Below are 823 nucleotides of genomic sequence, written 5' to 3' on the forward strand. Positions count from 1 at the left end.
CTCGATAGGAAGTGCCTGTCATCTTTGGTCCATCGTGTATTTGATCGCGAATTTGAATGCGAGTGAGCCATTTTTGCGAACAAGAACCCGGCCAACCTGGAACCACCAAACGCAATGGTGCGCCATTCATAGGGTGAAGCGCTTCGCCGTTTTGGGCAAAGGCGATGAGATTTTCACTGCTCATGGCTTTAGCGATGGGTACGCCACGAGAAATTGGTAACTTGCCTTCTTTGCCTGAAAGATGCTTGTCGGCACCATAGTGCGCGGTGTAAATGGCTCCGTCTTTTACGCCTGCGGCTTTGAGCACGTCGGCCAAGCGAACGCCTGTCCAACTGGAGCAAGCCACAGCGCCGTAAGTCCATTGATTACCGGATGCTTTGGGATCAAAGAAAGCACGGCCGTTACCGCCACATTCAACGACCAGTTGTTGTTCTACGACATCGAAGTTCTTTTTGAGATCGGCAATCGACAGCGACATTGGTTTGTCGACCAATCCATCAATGGTCAACGTCCAAGTTTCAGGGTTCACGTCTGCTGGTGGAATACCGTTGTTGCGAATGAAATGGCGTCGAGTTGGAGTTACGTCGTCATTCAACAAATGGGGTGGGGTTTCTGCATTCATCGGTCTGTCGTTGAGGACTGTTAAACCGTCTTTACCTTCGATCATGACGTCATCAAGACCCTCTGCAAAAGCTGCGGGGATGATGCCAGCTGGCATATTGCGATGGAATGGGATAAATCCACCAAGCGCGGCGGCCATGGTCGCTAAACCAGCGCCTTTTAGAAAACCGCGCCTGTCTGGGTAGCTGACTCGTCCAAAGAC

General features: G+C 51.4%; 1 protein-coding gene. It reads right to left on the minus strand.

Annotated features, from left to right (window positions below):
• On the minus strand, positions 1–823 hold an 823-nt coding region (locus R7Q11_RS25585), incomplete at both ends, for a molybdopterin-dependent oxidoreductase (protein ID WP_225466926.1).

The sequence above is a fragment of the Vibrio sp. 970 genome (assembly GCF_033339075.1).